The organism is Kineococcus rubinsiae (genome assembly GCF_011839805.1).
In the GTDB taxonomy this organism is placed as follows: domain Bacteria; phylum Actinomycetota; class Actinomycetes; order Actinomycetales; family Kineococcaceae; genus Kineococcus; species Kineococcus rubinsiae.
Genome location: NZ_VWPY01000075.1, coordinates 1 through 17,285 on the forward strand (window position 1 = coordinate 1; position 17,285 = coordinate 17,285).

General features: G+C 75.4%; 19 protein-coding genes. All 19 read left to right on the top strand.

Going from position 1 to position 17,285, the window contains the following annotated elements; genetic code table 11:
• The coding region (locus F1544_RS21390; RefSeq protein ID WP_167588227.1) for an AAA family ATPase at positions 1–1,088 on the top strand (1,088 nt) is incomplete at its 5' end.
• A gap of 96 nt (positions 1,089–1,184) precedes the next feature.
• A complete protein-coding gene (locus F1544_RS21395) occupies positions 1,185–1,406 on the top strand; it encodes a hypothetical protein (protein ID WP_167588228.1) in 222 nt (73 codons plus the stop codon).
• A 95-nt stretch (positions 1,407–1,501) separates the two neighbouring features.
• Positions 1,502–2,710 carry a signal recognition particle-docking protein FtsY gene (gene ftsY, locus F1544_RS21400; protein WP_167588229.1) on the top strand — a complete coding sequence of 403 codons (1,209 nt, stop codon included), beginning with the start codon at positions 1,502–1,504 and terminating at the stop codon, positions 2,708–2,710.
• A gap of 178 nt (positions 2,711–2,888) precedes the next feature.
• Complete coding sequence (locus tag F1544_RS21405; protein WP_167588230.1) at positions 2,889–4,229, top strand: ammonium transporter; 1,341 nt, start codon at positions 2,889–2,891, stop codon at positions 4,227–4,229.
• Entirely contained in the window at positions 4,226–4,564 is a 339-nt protein-coding gene (locus F1544_RS21410; RefSeq protein ID WP_167588231.1) for a P-II family nitrogen regulator, read from the top strand. Before F1544_RS21405 ends, F1544_RS21410 begins: the two co-directional genes overlap by 4 nt.
• Before the next feature lie 73 nt (positions 4,565–4,637).
• Positions 4,638–6,971 carry a [protein-PII] uridylyltransferase gene (locus F1544_RS21415; protein WP_373368107.1) on the top strand — a complete coding sequence of 778 codons (2,334 nt, stop codon included), beginning with the start codon at positions 4,638–4,640 and terminating at the stop codon, positions 6,969–6,971.
• Between the two features lie 46 nt (positions 6,972–7,017).
• On the top strand, positions 7,018–8,595 hold the full coding sequence (gene ffh, locus F1544_RS21420) for a signal recognition particle protein (protein ID WP_167588232.1): 1,578 nt from the start codon (positions 7,018–7,020) through the stop codon (positions 8,593–8,595).
• Positions 8,596–8,605: 10 nt separating this feature from the next.
• Complete coding sequence (locus F1544_RS21425; RefSeq protein ID WP_167588233.1) at positions 8,606–9,694, top strand: amidohydrolase family protein; 1,089 nt, start codon at positions 8,606–8,608, stop codon at positions 9,692–9,694.
• Between the two features lie 162 nt (positions 9,695–9,856).
• On the top strand, positions 9,857–10,234 hold the full coding sequence (gene rpsP / locus F1544_RS21430; protein ID WP_167588234.1) for a 30S ribosomal protein S16: 378 nt from the start codon (positions 9,857–9,859) through the stop codon (positions 10,232–10,234).
• Between the two features lie 4 nt (positions 10,235–10,238).
• Positions 10,239–10,478 (top strand): RNA-binding protein, encoded by a 240-nt coding sequence (locus F1544_RS21435; protein ID WP_166607508.1) that lies wholly within the window; start codon positions 10,239–10,241, stop codon positions 10,476–10,478.
• A 126-nt stretch (positions 10,479–10,604) separates the two neighbouring features.
• Positions 10,605–11,180 carry a ribosome maturation factor RimM gene (gene rimM, locus F1544_RS21440; RefSeq protein ID WP_167588235.1) on the top strand — a complete coding sequence of 192 codons (576 nt, stop codon included), beginning with the start codon at positions 10,605–10,607 and terminating at the stop codon, positions 11,178–11,180.
• A 1-nt stretch (position 11,181) separates the two neighbouring features.
• On the top strand, positions 11,182–12,003 hold the full coding sequence (trmD, locus tag F1544_RS21445; protein ID WP_167588236.1) for a tRNA (guanosine(37)-N1)-methyltransferase TrmD: 822 nt from the start codon (positions 11,182–11,184) through the stop codon (positions 12,001–12,003).
• 169 nt (positions 12,004–12,172) lie between these two features.
• Entirely contained in the window at positions 12,173–12,526 is a 354-nt protein-coding gene (gene rplS, locus F1544_RS21450) for a 50S ribosomal protein L19 (RefSeq protein WP_167588237.1), read from the top strand.
• A gap of 183 nt (positions 12,527–12,709) precedes the next feature.
• Entirely contained in the window at positions 12,710–13,369 is a 660-nt protein-coding gene (gene lepB / locus F1544_RS21455) for a signal peptidase I (RefSeq protein WP_167588238.1), read from the top strand.
• Complete coding sequence (gene lepB / locus F1544_RS21460; RefSeq protein ID WP_308470241.1) at positions 13,366–14,151, top strand: signal peptidase I; 786 nt, start codon at positions 13,366–13,368, stop codon at positions 14,149–14,151. The genes lepB (F1544_RS21455) and lepB (F1544_RS21460) overlap by 4 nt, the downstream gene beginning before the upstream one ends.
• Positions 14,148–15,023 carry a ribonuclease HII gene (gene rnhB / locus F1544_RS21465; protein ID WP_308470242.1) on the top strand — a complete coding sequence of 292 codons (876 nt, stop codon included), beginning with the start codon at positions 14,148–14,150 and terminating at the stop codon, positions 15,021–15,023. The genes lepB (F1544_RS21460) and rnhB overlap by 4 nt, the downstream gene beginning before the upstream one ends.
• Before the next feature lie 7 nt (positions 15,024–15,030).
• Positions 15,031–15,342 (top strand): DUF2469 domain-containing protein, encoded by a 312-nt coding sequence (locus tag F1544_RS21470; protein ID WP_167588239.1) that lies wholly within the window; start codon positions 15,031–15,033, stop codon positions 15,340–15,342.
• A 102-nt stretch (positions 15,343–15,444) separates the two neighbouring features.
• Entirely contained in the window at positions 15,445–15,801 is a 357-nt protein-coding gene (locus F1544_RS21475) for a YraN family protein (RefSeq protein WP_167588240.1), read from the top strand.
• Positions 15,801–17,285 (top strand): YifB family Mg chelatase-like AAA ATPase (locus F1544_RS21480; protein ID WP_167588241.1); only part of this gene is annotated, 1,485 nt, incomplete at its 3' end. The genes F1544_RS21475 and F1544_RS21480, both read left to right, overlap by 1 nt.

The window sequence follows — 17,285 nt, forward strand, 5'->3', positions numbered from 1 at the left end:
CCCGCGAGCGCGCGGCGGCCCGCCGGGCCCAGCGCGCGCGCCAGTCCGCGGTGGCCGTCCGCGTCCGCGACGGCGCCGTGACGGCGCTCGCCGCGTGGGCGTCCTCCGCCGCGCAGGCCGCGCGACTGCGCGAGGCCGCCGAGGCCGCGCGGACCCGCTTCGACGAGGAGGTCGCGGGCGCCCGCCAGGTCGTGGACTCGCTCAAGGCCGAGCAGCAGCGCCTGGGGGACAGCCTCCACGCGGACGAGGTCGCGCGGGCGCAGCAGCGCTGGCGCATCGACCAGCTGCGCACCCGCGCCTTCGAGGAGCTGGGCACCGACCCCGACGTCCTCGTCGCCGAGTACGGCCCCGACCGGCTCGTGCCCCCGTCCCCGCCCGCCCCGGGCGACCCGGAGCCGGAGGAGGAGCCGCAGCCGCGGGCCTACGTGCGCGCCGAGCAGGACAAGCGGCGGCGCAGCGCCGAGCGGGCGCTCGCCCAGCTCGGCACCGTGAACCCGCTCGCGCTGGAGGAGTACGCGGCCATGGAGGAGCGGCACTCCTTCCTGGTCACGCAGTCCGACGACCTCAAGAACTCCCGCAAGGACCTGCTCGACATCGTCAAGGAGGTCGACGAGCGCGTCGAGCGCGTGTTCTCCGAGGCCTTCGCCGACGTCGCCCGCGAGTTCGTCGGGGTGTTCGAGCGGCTCTTCCCCGGCGGCGAGGGCCGCCTCGTGCTCACCGACCCCTCGGACATGCTCACGACCGGCATCGAGGTGGAGGCGCGGCCCGCGGGCAAGAAGGTCAAGCGGCTGTCCCTGCTCTCCGGCGGCGAGCGGTCGCTGACCGCCGTGGCGATGCTCGTGGCGATCTTCCGGGCGCGCCCCAGCCCCTTCTACGTCCTCGACGAGGTCGAGGCCGCGCTGGACGACGCCAACCTGTCGCGGCTCATCACCCTCTTCGAGGAGCTGCGCGGCTCCAGCCAGCTCATCGTCATCACCCACCAGAAGCGGACGATGCAGATCGCCGACGCGCTGTACGGGGTCACGATGCGCGGCGACGGCGTCAGCACCGTCGTGAGCCAGCGACTGCGGGCCGTCGCCCCGGCGTGACGGGTTGTCGCCGTTCGGTGATCGGTTGGTCACGGAGCGGCAACAGTGTCGTGTTGGGCGTGCTCCGCACGGGACTCCAGGGGCACTCTGGGACGCGTGGTGCTGACGACTCTGTTCCTGACGTTCCTCGTGACCGTGGGCCTGGCCCTGGCGGTGCTCTACTCCGTCGCCGGGCCCCCGCTGCGCGCGAAGGGCAGCCGGCTGATCGCGACCGTCGACCGCGTCCTGCACCGGCTGGCGCAGGCCGTCCGCGAGCGCGTCAGCGCCCACCGCGAGGCCGCCGCGCACGACGAGCCGGAGACCGCGCACTCCCACTGACGCCGCCCGGCTGAGCTCCCGCCGGACCCGCCCGGACGGCGACGTCCGCGGTTCCCGCGAGGCGCAGGGCCGCCGGTCTGCGAGGATCGGCTCCCGTGGACACGCTCGACTACGTCATCGGCCTGATCGGTCTCATCGCCGTCGGCGGCGTCGCCGCCTTCGTCGGCCTCGTGCGCCCCAAGCGGCGGGGGAGGTCGCTGCCCCCGCGCCCCGCGGAGCAGCAGGGCCGCCCGCTCCTCGGGCGCGGCACGACCGCCGAGGAGGACACCCCGCTCCCGGGCGTGGGCGACGACGCCGAGTTCCCCCGCGACAGCCCGAGCCGCGCGGTCGACGTCGTCGACCTGCCCGCCGAGCCCGCGGGCCCCGTCACCGAGCGCCCCGACCCGGTGCTGGGCCGGCTCGTCCGGCTGCGCGAGCGCCTGTCCCGCAGCAACTCCGCCCTCGGCCAGAGCCTGCTGGCGCTGCTCTCGCGCGACCGCCTCGACGAGGCGACGTGGGAGGAGGTCGAGGAGACCCTGCTGCTCGCCGACGTCGGCATCGGCCCGACCACCGAGATCGTCGACAGCCTGCGCGAGCGCGTGCGGGTCCTCGGCACGCGCGACCCCGAGCACGTCCGCGAGCTGCTGCGCCAGGAGCTGCTCTCGGCCATCGGCACCGACGTCGACCGCTCGCTGCGCACCACCCGCCACGACGAGCGGCCCGCCGTCATCCTCGTCGTCGGCGTCAACGGCACCGGCAAGACCACCACGGTCGGCAAGCTCGCCCGCGTCCTCGTCGCCGAGGACAAGGAGGTCGTCCTCGGGGCGGCGGACACCTTCCGCGCCGCGGCCGCCGAGCAGCTGGCCACCTGGGGCGAGCGCGTCGGCGTGCCGACGATCCGCTCCGACCGCGATGGCGCCGACCCGGCGGCCGTCGCCTTCGACGCCGTCAAGGCGGGCATCGAGGCCGAGGCCGACGTCGTGATCGTCGACACCGCCGGCCGCCTGCAGAACAAGGCCGGCCTCATGGACGAGCTGGGCAAGGTCAAGCGCGTCCTCGAGCGCCACGGCCCCGTCGACGAGGTCCTCCTCGTCCTGGACGCCACCACGGGCCAGAACGGCCTGCGCCAGGCCGCGGTGTTCTCCGAGGTCGTCGACGTCTCGGGCATCGTGCTGACCAAGCTGGACGGCACCGCCAAGGGCGGGATCGTCGTGGCCGTGCAGCGCACGCTCAACGTGCCCGTCAAGCTCGTCGGCCTGGGCGAGGGCCCGGACGACCTGGCGCCCTTCGACCCCGAGGCGTTCGTCGACGCGCTGCTGTCCTGACGTCACCGGAAACGCGATGTTCACACGGCACCGTCCGCCGTCACCTGGGCGAAACACGGCGCGAGACCGGCTGTAACCGCGCCGGTCCACGGTAGGGACCGCTCGACGCCGCGGGTTCCCGCGGCGCCACCCCGTCCCCCCGCCGGCTCCGCCGGCCTCGTGGAAGGCTCTGTTGCCCATGGATACCGGTGACACCGCCTGGGTCCTCACCAGCTCCGCTCTCGTGATGCTGATGACGCCCGGTCTCGCGCTCTTCTACGGCGGCATGGTCCGCGCCAAGAGCGTCCTGAACATGATGATGATGAGCTTCGGGGCCCTGGCGCTGATCAGCGTCCTGTGGGTCCTGTGGGGCTTCTCGATCGCGTTCGGCAACGACGTCGGCGGTGGCCTCCTGGGCGACCCCGGTGAGTACTTCGGCCTCTCGGGCCTGCTCGGCGCGGACCACCTGATCGGCACCCTGCCGGCCATGGCGTTCGTCGCCTTCCAGTCGGTCTTCGCCATCATCGCCGTCGCCCTGATCTCCGGGGCCATCGCCGACCGCGCGAAGTTCAGCACCTGGATGGTGTTCGCGGGCATCTGGGCGACCATCGTCTACTTCCCCGTCGCGCACTGGGTGTTCTCCTTCGACGGGGTCGTCTCCGAGGCCGGCGGCTGGATCGCCGGCTGGGGCGTCATCGACTTCGCGGGTGGTACCGCGATCCACATCAACGCCGGCGCAGCGGGTCTCGCCCTCGCGCTGGTCCTCGGCAAGCGCCGCGGCTTCGGCCGCGACCCGATGCGCCCGCACAACCTGCCGCTCGTGATGATCGGCGCCGGCCTGCTGTGGTTCGGCTGGTTCGGGTTCAACGCGGGTTCGGCCACGGCCGCCAACGGCACCGCCGCGGTCGCGTGGGTCAACACCCTCGCCGCCACGGGCGCCGCCGTCCTCGGCTGGCTGCTCACCGAGCGCTTCCGCGACGGGCACGCCACGTCCCTCGGCGCCGCCTCGGGCGCGGTGGCCGGTCTGGTCGCCATCACCCCGGCCTGCTCGGCGCTGAACCCCGTGACGTCCATCGTCGTCGGCGTCATCGCCGGTGTGCTCTGCGCGCTGGCGGTCGGGCTGAAGTACCGGCTCGGCTTCGACGACTCCCTCGACGTCGTCGGCGTGCACCTCGTCGGCGGCCTCTGGGGCACGATCTCCATCGGCTTCTTCGCCACGGCGGACGCCCCCGCGGCCGTCGACGGCCTCTTCTACGGCGGCGGGCTCGGGCAGCTGGGCAAGCAGGTCACGGCCGCGGTCGTCGTCATGGTGTTCTCCTTCGTCGTCACCGGGATCATCGGGCTCGTCCTGCAGCGCACGATGGGCTTCCGGATCGACGAGGAGGACGAGGTCACCGGCATCGACCAGGTCGAGCACGCCGAGTCCGGCTACGACTGGGGCAACCTGGGCAGCGGCAGCGGGCTGGGCCTCGGCTCGAGCCGTCCCCCGGCGCACAGCGCCGGCAGCACCACCGGCAACTCCTCGGAGGTCTCCGCATGAAGCTCCTCACCGCGATCATCAAGCCGCACAAGCTCGACGACGTGAAGTCGGCCCTGGAGGCCTACGGCATCCAGGGGCTCACGATCTCGGAGTCCTCGGGCTACGGCCGCCAGCGCGGTCACACCGAGGTCTACCGGGGCGCGGAGTACACCGTCGACCTCGTCCCGAAGGTGCGCGTGGAGGTCCTCGTCGACGACGTGGACATCCACGACGTCGTCGAGGTGGTCGTGAAGAGCGCCCAGACCGGTCGCATCGGCGACGGCAAGGTCTGGACGCAGCACGTGGAGGACGTCGTGCGCGTCCGCACGGGCGAGCACGGGCCGGACGCCCTGTGACCCGTGCCCTCCCTCCGCTCGCTGCGGGTCGGCGCTGAGCGCTGACCTGCGCACCGAGCGACTCCAGCTGGCGGTGCGGGCCGGTCGTCCCGGTCCGCACCGCCGCGCCGAGCTCGTCGAGCTCGTGGAGTCCCGGCTGCGCCAGGTGTGGGAGGACGCCCTGGCGCCGGTCCCCGAGCTGCTCGTGGACCCGACCGGCGTCGCGCTCGCGTGCGTCGGCTCCCTCGCGCGAGGCGACTGCGGCCCCGCCAGCGACGTGGACCTCGTCCTCCTGCACGACGGGCGCCGGCTGCGCCCCGACGACGTCGCCGCCCTCGCCGACCGCGTCTGGTACCCGCTGTGGGACCAGGGCCTGCGCCTGGACCACTCGGTGCGCACGGCGCGCGAGTGCCGCGAGGTCGCCGCGAACGACCTGGCCGCCGCCACCGGCCTGCTCGACCTGCGCGTGCTCGCCGGCGACGGCGGGCTCGTGGCCCGCACCCGCGGGCACCTGCTGGACGACTGGCGCGCCGGTGCGCGCCGCCGCCTGCCGCAGATCCTCGACTCCCTCGCCGAGCGCGCCCAGCGCTTCGGCGAGCTGGCCTACCTGCTCGAACCGGACCTCAAGGAGGCCCGCGGTGGCCTGCGCGACGCCATCACGCTGCGCGCCCTCGCCGCGAGCTGGCTGACGGACCGCCCGCACGGCCCCGTCGACGAGGCGCACACCGTGCTCCTCGACGTCCGCGACGGCCTGCAGACCTCCTCCGGGCGCCCCGGGGACCGGCTGGTCCTGCCCGAGCAGGACGCCACGGCCGTCGTCTGCGGCTACGCCGACGCCGACCTCCTGCTGGGCGCCGTCGCGCAGGCCGCGCGCACCATCTCCGCGGCCGTGGACACCACGGCCCGCCGCGCCCGGCAGTCCATGCCCACGCGCCGCTTCCGCGCCGCCGGCCGGCGCCCCCGGCTGCGCTCGCTCGGCCACGGCCTCGTCGAGCACGACGGCGAGGTGGTGCTCGGCGCCGGCGTCTCGCCGTCGGAGGACCCGGTCCTGCCGCTGCGCGCCGCCGCCACCGCCGTGCGCGCGGGCCTGCCGCTGTCGCCCGTGACCCTCGACCACGTCGTCGCCGCCTGCCCGCCCCTGCCCGTGCCGTGGCCCGCCTCCGCCCGCGAGGCCCTGCTGGAGGTGCTCGCCTCCGGTCCGGCGCAGGTGCCCGTGTGGGAGGCCCTCGACCTCGTCGGCCTCGTCGAGCGCTGGATCCCCGAGTGGACCGGCGTCCGCAACCGCCCGCAGCGCAACGCCGTCCACCGCTTCACCGTGGACCGGCACATGATCGAGACCGCCGTGCAGGCGCAGCCGTTCCTGCGCGACGTCCCGCGCCCCGACCTGCTGCTCATGGCCGGGCTGCTGCACGACATCGGCAAGCTGCCCGGCGAGCACGACCACCCGCGCGCGGGGGCGCCGCTGGCCCGCGCGATCTGCGCCCGCACCGGGATGGACCCCGAGGACGTCGCGGTCGTGGAGCGCCTCGTCGCCGAGCACCTGACGCTGGTCGAGCTCGCGACCCGCCGCGACCCCGACGACCCGCAGACCGTCGAGGCGCTGTGCGCGGCCGTCGACGGCCGCGCCGACGTCCTCGCCCTGCTGCGCGCGCTCACCGAGGCCGACGCCCGCGCCGCCGGCCCCGCGGCCTGGTCGCCGTGGCGGATGCGGCTGGTCGACGACCTCATGCTGCGCGCCGAGGCGAGCCTGTCGGGGGAGGAGGTGCCCGGCCCCGCGCCGTTCGACGCCGAGGAGCAGGCGCTGGCCGGGGAGGTCTCCGCGGGCTCCGGGCCGAAGGTCAGCGTCCGCGAGGTCGACGGCTTCTACGTCGTCACCGTCGTCACCACCGACCGCACGGGCCTGTTCGCCGACCTCGCGGGGCTCCTCGCGGGCCACCGCCTCCTCGTGCGCTCGGCGCTCGTGCGGACCCTCGACGGGGTGGCCGTGGACACCTGGTGGGTGGAGTCGCCCACCGGGGACGCCCCCGCCGCCGACACCCTGCGCCGCGGGCTGGAGCGCATCGTGGCCGGCGACGTCGCGCTGCTGGAGCGCCTCGCCGCCCGCGACGCCCAGACGCAGCCGCCCGCCGGGGGCGCGCGCTCCCTCGTCGCGCACCCGCGCGTGGTGATCCTGCCGGGCGCCTCCGAGCGCGCCACCGTCCTGGAGGTCCGCGCCGCGGACCGCCCCGGCCTGCTGCACGCCCTCGGCCGGGCGCTCGCGAGCGAGGGCATCGACATCCGCTCCGCGCACGTGGCGACCTACGCCGCGCAGGCCGTCGACGTGCTCTACCTGGCCGAGCCGTCGGGGCAGCGGCTGTCCCCGCCGCGGGTCGCCATGGCCGTCTCGGCGCTCTCCGACGCGGCCGAGGTGCCCGGCACCGTGCGGTGACGGGCGGCGCGGGCCGGGAGGGCCCTGCTCCCTTAGGCTGTGCACCGTGTTCGCCACCCTGTCTGACCGCCTCACCGCGACCTTCAAGACCCTGCGCGGCAAGGGCCGGTTGTCGGCCGAGGACGTCGACAACACCGTCCGCGAGATCCGCCGCGCCCTGCTGGACGCCGACGTCGCGCTGCCCGTCGTGCGCTCCTTCACGGCCGCCGTGCGCGAGCGGGCCACGGGCGTGGAGGTCTCCGCCTCCCTGAACCCGGCCCAGCAGGTCGTCAAGATCGTCAACGAGGAGCTCATCGCCATCCTCGGCGGCGAGACCCGCCGGCTGCGGTTCGCGAAGAACCCGCCCACCGTGATCATGCTCGCGGGCCTGCAGGGCGCCGGGAAGACGACCCTGGCGGGCAAGCTCGGCCGCTGGCTGAAGCAGCAGAACCACCGCCCGCTGCTGGTGGCCTGCGACCTGCAGCGCCCCAACGCCGTGCAGCAGCTGCAGATCACGGGGGAGCGCGCGGGCGTCGACGTCTTCGCGCCCGAGCCGGGCAACGGCGTGGGCGACCCGGTCGGCGTGGCCACCGCGGGCCTCGAGCACGCGCGCCGCCACGCCTACGACGTCGTCATCGTCGACACCGCCGGCCGCACCGGCGTGGACGCCGAGATGATGCAGCAGGCCGTCGACATCCGCGCCGCCGTCACGCCCGACGAGGTCCTGTTCGTCCTCGACGCGATGATCGGCCAGGACGCGGTCGCCACGGCCGAGGCGTTCCGCGACGGCGTCGGCTTCGACGGCGTCGTGCTCACCAAGCTCGACGGCGACGCCCGTGGTGGCGCCGCGCTCTCGGTGCGCCAGGTCACCGGCATGCCGGTGATGTTCGCGTCCACGGGCGAGAAGCTCGACGACTTCGAGCTCTTCCACCCCGACCGGATGGCCTCGCGCATCCTCGACATGGGTGACGTCCTCACCCTCATCGAGCAGGCCGAGAAGGCCTTCGACGCCGACCAGGCGCAGGCCATGGCGGCCAAGTTCGCCAACGACGAGGACTTCACCCTCGACGACTTCCTCCAGCAGCTCAACGCGGTCCGCAACATGGGCTCGCTGAAGAAGATGCTCGGGATGCTGCCGGGCATGGCGCAGATCCGCGACCAGCTCGACGCCTTCGACGAGCGCGAGTTCGACCGCATCGAGGCCATGGTCCGCTCGATGACGCCGCTGGAGCGCCGCCAGCCGCGCATCATGAACGGCTCGCGCCGCGCCCGCGTCGCCAAGGGCTGCGGCCAGAGCGTCTCCGCGGTCAACGACATGCTGGAGCGCTTCGGCCAGGCGCAGAAGATGATGCGGCAGATGCGCAAGGGCATGGGCGGCGGGATGCCGGGGATGCCCGGCATGCCGGGGGCCGCGAGCGCCGGCTCGAAGAAGCAGAAGGCGCGCATCGCGGCCCAGAAGGGCAAGAAGGGCAAGAGCGGCAACCCCGCCAAGCGCGCCGAGCAGGAGAAGGCCGCGCTGACCCGCTCGGCCGAGGCGAAGGAGAACGCCGGCTCGGCCTTCGGCGTCCCCGAGGCGGGCCAGGAGTTCGACCCGTCGCAGCTGAACCTGCCCAAGGGCTTCGACAAGTTCCTCGGCGGCCGCTGACCCCGCGCGCGTGGACGCCCTGCACCTGAGCGGACCCGTCCTCGTCGGCCCCGACGAGGTCGCCGGCCAGGCGTGGGCGGTGGACGGGCGGCTGACGTTCGAGCGGCCGCCCGCCGCGGTGGACACCACCACGGTGGCGGGCTGGGTGGTCCCGGGGCTGGTCGACGCGCACTGCCACGTCGGCATCGGCCCGCACGGGCCGGTCGACGACGCCACGAGCGAGGCGCAGGCCACCACCGACCGCGACGCGGGCGCGCTGCTGCTGCGCGACGCGGGCTCGGCGTCGCAGACCCGCTGGATCGACGAGCGCGAGGACCTGCCCCGGATCGTGCGCGCGGGCCGCCACCTGGCCCGGACCCGGCGCTACCTGCGGGGGCTCGCCCACGAGATCGAGCCGGAGGACCTGGTCGAGCACGTCCGGGTCGAGGCCCACCGCGGTGACGGCTGGGTGAAGCTCGTGGGGGACTGGATCGACCGCACGACGGGCGACCTCTCGCCCTGCTGGCCCGCCGACGTGCTCGCGGCCGGGGTGGCCGCCGCGCACGCGGAGGGCGCCCGCGTCACGGTGCACCAGTTCGGCGAGGAGGGCGTCGAGGACCTGCTCGCGGCCGGCGTCGACGGCATCGAGCACGGCACCGGCCTCACCGCCCCGACCATCGCCGCGGCCGCCGCGCGCGGCGTCGCGGTCGTGCCGACGCTGGTCAACATCGCGACGTTCCCCGGCATCGCCGAGCGGGGCGAGGCGAAGTTCCCCGCCTACGCGGCGCACATGCGGGCCCTGCACGCGCGGCGCCGCACCACGGTGCGGGCGGCCTTCGAGGCCGGGGTGCCGGTCTTCGTCGGCACCGACGGGGGCAGCGTCCTGCCGCACGGCCTCGTCGTGGACGAGGTGCTGGAGCTCGTCGCGGCCGGGCTGCCGCCGCTGGCCGTGCTCGACGCCGCGACCTGGGCCGCGCGGCGCTGGCTCGGCGTCGACGCCCTCGCCGAGGGCGCGTCCGCGGACCTGCTCGTGCTCGACGCGGACCCGCGCACCGACGTGGGGGCGCTGCGCGACGCCCGCGAGGTCGTCCTGCGCGGACGCCGCGTCCGCCGCCGCTGACGCGCGGTCGTGGGCGCACCGCGGCGTCTGGCAGAATGCTGGAGCACTCGAGCGCCAGGGACCCTCTCGCCTTGACCGTTCGCGTCCTCAGAGCACCGGCGGTCGGCGTCCCCACACCGAGCGGCGAGGTTCGACCACACCAAGTTCAGGAGACACCTCCACGTGGCTGTCAAGATCCGCCTCAAGCGGCTCGGCAAGATCCGCTCGCCCCACTACCGCATCGTCGTGGCCGACTCGCGCTCCAAGCGCGACGGCCGCTCCATCGAGGAGATCGGGATCTACCACCCGACGACGGACCCCTCGACCATCGAGGTGAACTCCGAGCGCGCGCTGTACTGGCTCGGCGTGGGCGCCCAGCCCTCCGAGCAGGTCATGGCCCTGCTCAAGGTGACCGGCGACTGGCAGAAGTTCAAGGGCCTCCCCGGCACCGAGGGCACCTACCGCAAGCCCGAGCCCCGCGCGAAGCCCGTCGTCCCGGGCTCCGCCGCGCCGGCCCCGGCCGAGGCCCCCGCCGCGGACGCGGCTCCGTCGGAGAGCTGAGCCCGTGCTCGCGGACGCGCTCGAGCACCTGGTGCGGGGCATCGTGGGTCACCCGGACGACGTCCGCGTGACCGCGAAGACCCTGCGCAAGGGGTCGATGCTCGAGGTCCGGGTGAACCCGGAGGACCTCGGCCGGGTCATCGGCCGCTCGGGACGCACCGCGAAGGCGCTGCGCACCGTCATGGGTGCGCTCGCCGGGGGACAGCCGGTCCGCGTCGACCTCGTCGACGTCGACCGCCGCTGACCCCAGCACGACAGCACCGCAGCACCCGAGCGCCGGGGCCGTCCGCGAGGACGACCCCGGCGCTCGTGCGTCCGGCCCGGCCCGGGTCCGGCGCCCCGAGAACGTCCGATCGAGCAGGAGAGTCCCGTGGAGTACGTCGTCGCCCGGATCGGCCGCCCGCACGGGGTGCGGGGCGAGGTGACGGTGGAGCTGCGCACGGACTCCCCGGAGCTGCGCTTCTTCCCCGGCTCCGTGCTGCGCACCGACCCCGCCGCGGCCGGGCCCCTCACCGTGGCCACGGCCCGCTTCCACCAGGAGACCCTGCTGGTCGCCTTCGAGGGCGTCGTCGGGCGCGAGGGCGTCGAGGCCCTGCGCGGCACGCTCCTGCTGGTCGACGTCGCCGACGGCGCCGAGCCCGAGGAGGAGGACGCCTGGTACCCGCACCAGCTGCGCGGCCTCCCCGCGGTGACGCCCTCCTGCGTGGCCCTCGGGACCGTCCGCGACCTGCTGACGGGCCTCGCGCAGGACCTGCTCGTCGTGCGCGGCACCGACGGCGAGGACGTCCTGGTCCCCTTCGTCGCGGCGCTCGTGCCCCTCGTCGACGTGGCCGGCGGCCGGGTCGTCGTGGACCCGCCGCTGGGCCTGTTCGTCGAGCTGCCCGCGCCCGACGAGGACGACGACACCGACGGCACCACCGACGGCGACGAGCGGCCGGACGCCTGACGTGCGCATCGACGTCGTCACGATCTTCGGGGAGTACCTGCAGCCGCTGCAGCTGTCCCTCATCGGCAAGGCGCAGCAGCAGGGGCTGATCGACCTGCGCGTGCACGACCTGCGCGAGCACACCCACGACCGCCACCGCACGGTCGACAGCCCGCCCTACGGCGGCGGGGCCGGGCTGCTCATGCGGCCCGAGCCGTGGGGCGAGGCGCTGGACGCCGTCCTCGCGGACCCGCCCGCCGGTGCGCGCGAGGACGGCCCCGTGCTGCTCGTGCCCAGCCCGGTGGGCGAGGTGTTCACGCAGGCCGCGGCCGTCGACCTGGCCGCCGAGCCGTGGCTCGTCTTCGCCTGCGGGCGCTACGAGGGCATCGACGCGCGCGTCGTGGAGCACTACTCCAGCCGCGTCCGGGTGCGCGAGGTCTCCCTGGGCGACTACGTGCTCAACGGGGGCGAGGTCGCGGTGCTCGTGGTCGTGGAGGCGGTCGCCCGGCTGCTGCCCGGCGTCGTCGGCAACGCCGCCAGCCTGGAGCAGGAGAGCCACGCCGCCGAGCACGACGGCCTCCTCGAGCACCCCGCGTACACCAAGCCCGCCAGCTGGCGCGGGCTCGACGTGCCGGCCGTGCTGTCGTCGGGCCACCACGCGCAGGTCGAGCGGTGGCGACGCGAGGAGTCGTTGCGGCGCACCGCGAGACGGCGCCCCGACCTGCTGGCGACGCTCGCGCCCGCGGCCTGCGACGCGGCCGACCTGGCCGTCCTCGCCGCCGAGGGCTTCGAGCCGGGCGGCGCGAGCGGATTCCGTCGGAGCACCCCCGCTGTGGCAGACTGACTCCTCGCCTGACCTGAACGTCGCGACGTCCGGTGCCTGCACCCCCCGAACACCGGGGGGAGCGGGCGGTGTGCCTGCCACAGGGGGCGCGCCGGACCGGAACCCTCGTCGCGAGACCACCACACCGCGCCGGTGACCTGTGGCGCCTGCAGGAGAAGAGAGCCACACCATGAACGTTCTCGACGTCGTCGACGCGCCGAGCCTGCGCACCGACGTCCCGGACTTCCGTCCCGGCGACACCCTGAACGTCCACGTCAAGGTCGTCGAGGGCAACCGCTCCCGCGTCCAGGTCTTCAAGGGCGTCGTCATCCGCCGCACCGGCGGGGGCGTCCGGGAGAGCTTCACCGTCCGCAAGGTCAGCTTCGGCGTCGGCGTGGAGCGCACGTTCCCGCTGCACACCCCGATCATCGACCGGGTCGAGGTCGTGACCCGCGGTGACGTCAAGCGCGCCAAGCTCTACTACCTGCGCGACCTGCGCGGCAAGGCCGCCAAGATCAAGGAGCGTCGCGAGCCCCGCGGCTGACGCGACGCACCTCACCACGAGCCGGGTCCCCGCGGGGGACCCGGCTCGTCGTGCTCCCGGGGCCTCCCGCCCGGCGCACCGGGGGTCGCGGCCGTGTCGTGTCGGCACCCGCGACGGGCCGAGCGCCTAAGCTCAGCCCTGCCGCCGTGCGGCTGTGACCGTCGAACCGCAGGCAGGAGCACCGTGACGACCACCCAGGCGAGGCCGCCGCTGCAGCGTGCGCGCCGCCGGGGCCCGGAACTGCTGGTGCCGCTGGCGCTCGCGCTGCTGCTGGCCCTGCTGCTGCGGACCTTCGTCGTCCAGAGCTTCTCGATCCCGTCGGACTCGATGAGCCCCCTGCTCGTGCCGGGGGAGCGCGTGCTCGTGTGGCGCGTCGGGGCTGAGGACGTGCAGCGCGGTGACGTCGTGGTCTTCGACGGCACCGGCACCTTCGTCGACGCCCCGCCGGCCCCGGAGGGTCTCGCGCGCCTCGGTGCCGGCCTGGGGTCCCTGCTCGGCTTCCGGCCGGGGGAGAGCGACTTCGTCAAGCGCGTCGTCGGGCTGCCGGGCGACCGCATCACGTGCTGCGACCCCTCGGGCCGCCTGCTGGTCAACGGCGTCCCGCTCGAGGAGCCCTACGTGGCCGCGGGCGACGCGCCCAGCGAGCTCCGCTTCGACGTCGAGGTGCCGGCGGGCCGGCTGTGGCTCATGGGTGACCACCGCAGCGACTCGGCCGACAGCCGAGCCCACCTCGGCTCGCCGGGCGGCGGCACCGTCGCCCTCGACGACGTCGTCGGCCGCGTGGTCGCCGTGACCTGGCCGCTGGGCTCGCTCGCCTCCGTCCCCCGCGGGTCCGGCTCGTGAGCAGCTCCGACGGCGAGACGGCGGCTGCGGCCGCGGAGGAGGACCCGGTGACCCCGCCCGAGCAGTCCAGTCCCGGGGAGCACCGCCCCCAGCGCTCCGCGGCCGGGGGCGTGGTCAGCCTCCTGCGCGAGACGGTCCTCGTCGTCGCCGTGGCGCTCGTCGTGTCGCTGGTGGTCAAGACCTTCCTGCTGCAGGCCTTCTTCATCCCGTCGGAGTCGATGGAGCGGACCCTCGACATCGGTGACCGCGTCATCGTCAGCAAGCTGACGCCCGGTCCCTTCGAGCTGCACCGCGGCGACGTCGTCGTCTTCGCCGACCCGGGCGGCTGGCTGCCGCCGTCGGTGCCGACGCAGCGCGGCGCCGTGGGCACCGTCGTCGCCGACGCCCTGACCTTCGTCGGGCTGCTGCCCGAGGACTCCGACGACCACCTCATCAAGCGCACCATCGGCCTGCCGGGCGACCACGTCGTGTGCTGCGACGCGGACGGGCGCATCAGCGTCAACGACGTGGCGCTCGACGAGACGTACCTGTTCCCCGGCGCCGAGCCGAGCCTCGACGCGTTCGACGTCACCGTGCCCGCCGGGGAGCTGTGGGTCATGGGCGACAACCGCGAGCACTCCGCGGACTCCCGCTACAACCGCGAGAAGCCCTACGGCGGCTTCGTGCCGCTCGACCACGTCGTCGGGCGCGCCTACGCCGTCGTGTGGCCCGTCTCGCACTGGGACTGGCTGTCCACGCCGTCGGCGGCGGCGCAGGTCCCGGGTGTGAGCGGGGCGGAGTGAGCCCGAAGGGGCCGGTGCGCTCGCCGCTGCTGCCGCCGTCGCTGCGCCACGAGCGGCAGCTGCTGCGGGCGGGGCACGAGCTCGTCGCCGGCATGGACGAGGTCGGCCGCGGCTCCCTCGCCGGCCCGGTCACCGTCGGCGTCCTGCTCGTCGGGCCCGGCACGCCGACGGCCCCGACGGGACTGCGCGACTCCAAGCTGCTGACGCCCGCGGCCCGCGAGGCGCTGGCCCCGAAGGTGCGCCGCTGGGCGGTGTCGTGGGGCGTCGGGCACGCCGAGCCCGAGGAGATCGACGCGATCGGCATCATCGCCGCCCTGCGCCTGGCGGGGCGCCGGGCGCTGGCCCAGCTGCCGCAGCAACCCTCGGTCCTCATCCTCGACGGCTCCCACGACTGGCTGAGCGACCCCCGCGAGCCCAGCCTGCTCGACCTGGTGGACGACGCCCCCGCCCTGCCCTGCCCGGCGCCGCCCGTGACCACGCGCGTCAAGGCCGACATGAGCTGCGCCGCGGTGGCGGGGGCCAGCGTCCTCGCCAAGACCGTCCGCGACGCGATCATGGTGCAGCGCCACGAGGACCACCCGCAGTACGGCTGGGCCGGCAACAAGGGCTACAGCGCCCCCGACCACCTCGACGCGCTGGCGGCCCACGGCACGTGCCCGCAGCACCGCCGCAGCTGGCGCCTGCCCGGGGTGGGCGTCCCCGGCGTGAGCCTGCCCGGGGACGAGGGGCCCGGGGCCGAGGTGCCGGGGGCGGGGCTGCCCGCGCCGCGCGACGCCGACCGCCCCGAGCTCGACGCGCTGCCGTGGGACGAGGAGCGCACCGCCGTCCTGGACCTGCGCACGTCCGACGAGTTCGGTGCGCGGCAGGCATGATGGCCCCGTGAGCGCAGAGGACCTCGAGAACTACGAGACCGAGATGGAGCTGCAGCTCTACCGGGAGTACCGCGACGTCGTCAGTCTCTTCTCCTACGTGGTCGAGACCGAGCGGCGCTTCTACCTGGCCAACCAGGTGGACCTGCAGGTCCGCACGGCCGACGGGGAGACGTACTTCGAGCTGACGCTGCACGACGCGTGGGTGTGGGACGTCTACCGCCCCGCCCGCTTCGTGCGCGACGTCCGCGTGGTGACGTTCAAGGACGTCAACGTGGAGGAGCTGCAGAAGCGCGACATCGAGGTGCCCGACACCCCCTGACGGGTCCACAGGCGGTGCGTCCGCCCGCTCCTCCACAGCCCGCCCCGCACCCGGCCCGCCCGGCCCCGCCGCACGGCAGCCTCCGGGGCGGAGGTGGTGCGCGTGCGCGCGAAGGACGGGGTCGGCCGCTACGGCGAGCGGGTGGCGGCCCGGCGGCTGCAGGAAGCCGGGATGGTGGTGCTGGAGCGCAACTGGCGGTGTGCGCTCGGTGAGATCGACATCGTCGCCCGCGACGGCGGCTGCCTGGTGGTGTGCGAGGTCAAGACCCGCCGCGGCACCGGGACGGGGACACCCGCCGAGGCGGTGACGCCCGCGAAGGTGGTGCGCCTGCGCCGGCTGGCCGCGCAGTGGCTCGCCGAGCACGACGTGCACCCGGCCGACGTGCGCCTCGACGTGGTCGCCGTGCTCGTCGCCGAGCGCGGCCCGGCGCAGGTCGAGCACCTGCGCGGGGTGTCCTGATGGCCCTCGCCCGGGCGCTCGCGGTCGGCCTGGTCGGGCTCGACGGGCACGTCGTGGAGGTCGAGGCCGACATCTCCCCGGGGCTGCCTGCGTTCGTCCTCGTGGGGCTGCCCGACGCGTCGCTGCACGAGGCGAAGGACCGGGTCCGCGCCGCGACGGCGAACTCCGGCTTCCCGCTGCCGGCCCGGCGCATCACCGTGAACCTCTCCCCGGCGACGCTGCCGAAGTCCGGCAGCGCGTTCGACCTGGCGGTCGCGGTGGCCACCCTCACCGCGGCGGGCGTGCTGCCCGCGGCGGCCTCGGCCGGGGTCGTCCACCTGGGCGAGCTGGGCCTGGACGGCAGCGTGCGGGCCGTGCGCGGGGTGCTGCCCGCGGTCCTCGCCGCCGCCCGGGCGGGCTGCGAGCGGGTGGTCGTGCCCGCGGCCACGGCGGACGAGGCGGCGCTCGTGCCCGGCGTCCGCGTCCTGGGCGTGCGCTGGCTCGCCGAGCTCGTCGCGGAGTACCGCGGCGACCCGGTGCCCGACCTGCCGGAGACGGCCCCGTCGGCGGTCGTCGCCGCCGCCGCGCCGCACCCCGCGGGGCCGGACCTCGCCGACGTCGTGGGGCAGGCCGACGCGCGCCTGGCGCTGGAGGTCGCCGCGGCCGGCGCCCACCACCTGTTCATGACCGGCCCGCCCGGTGCGGGCAAGACGATGCTGGCCGCCCGGCTGCCGGGGCTGCTGCCCGACCTCGACGAGGACGCGGCGCTGGAGGTCACCGCGGTGCACTCGGTCGCGGGCCTGCTCACCTCCTCGGCCGCGCTGCTGGCTCGCCCGCCCTACGAGGACCCGCACCACACGGCGTCCCCGGCCTCCGTCGTCGGCGGCGGCTCGGGCGTCCCCCGCCCCGGCGCGGCCTCGCGGGCGCACCGCGGCGTGCTGTTCCTCGACGAGGCGCCGGAGTTCGGCTCCCGCGTGCTGGAGGCGCTGCGGCAGCCGCTGGAGCACGGCGAGATCGTGCTGCACCGCGCGGCCGGCACCGCCCGCTACCCCGCGCGGTTCCAGCTGGTGCTGGCCGCCAACCCCTGCCCGTGCGGGCGGGCCACCGGCCGGGGCCTGGAGTGCTCGTGCACGCCCACGGCCCGCCGCCGCTACGCGGCCAAGCTCTCCGGCCCGCTGCTGGACCGGGTCGACGTCCAGGTCGCCGTGCGCGCCGTCACGCGCGCCCAGGTCGTCGCGGGGGAGGCCGGCGAGACGACCGCGGTCGTCGCGGCCCGGGTCGCGGCGGCCCGCGGGGTGCAGCGCGAGCGGCTGCGGCCGCACGGCCTGCGCACCAACGGCGAGCTCACCGGAGCCGTCCTGCGCGGGCCGCTGCGGCTGCCCGCCGCCGTCACCACCGACCTCGAGCGGGCGCTGGAGCGCGGGGCGCTGACGCTGCGGGGCCTCGACCGGGTGCTGCGGCTGGCCTGGACCGTCGCGGACCTGCGCGGCGCCCCGGCCCCGGAC